The sequence below is a fragment of the Seonamhaeicola marinus genome (assembly GCF_008085455.1).
In genome coordinates, this window is sequence record NZ_VSDQ01000750.1 from 1 (window position 1) to 486 (window position 486).

Genomic DNA, 486 nt, shown 5'->3' on the forward strand with positions numbered 1-486 from the left:
ATAGCTAAATAAGGTTTCCCTAAAATAATATAATTATAATGATCTTTTATCATGGCACCCCAACTAGCCATAGGCGGTTGAGCTCCAATACCCAAAAAACTCAATCCGCTTTCTATTAAAATAGCTGCCGCAAAATTTGCTGCCGAAATTACAATTACTGGCGCCATTATATTAGGTAAAATATGCTTAGTTATAATTCTAAAATTACCATAACCTAATGCTTTTGCAGCTGTTACATATTGCATTTCTTTAGCACTAATTATTTGTCCGCGTACAACTCTAGCAACTTCTACCCACATTGTTAAACCTACCGCAATAAACACCTGCCAAAAACCTTTGCCTAAAGCCAATGTTATTGCAATAACTAGCAGCAACGTTGGTATAGACCACGTTACGTTTATAAGCCACATAATTACAGCATCTGTTTTTCCGCCATAATATCCCGCAACACTTCCCATAAAAACGCCTATAATTAAAGATATTAAT

1 protein-coding gene is annotated in these 486 nt (G+C 35.4%); it reads right to left on the minus strand.

All coding sequences use genetic code 11. From position 1 onward, the window contains the following. A partial coding sequence (locus tag FUA24_RS23340; RefSeq protein WP_148545739.1) for an ABC transporter permease occupies window positions 1–486 on the minus strand: 486 nt, incomplete at both ends.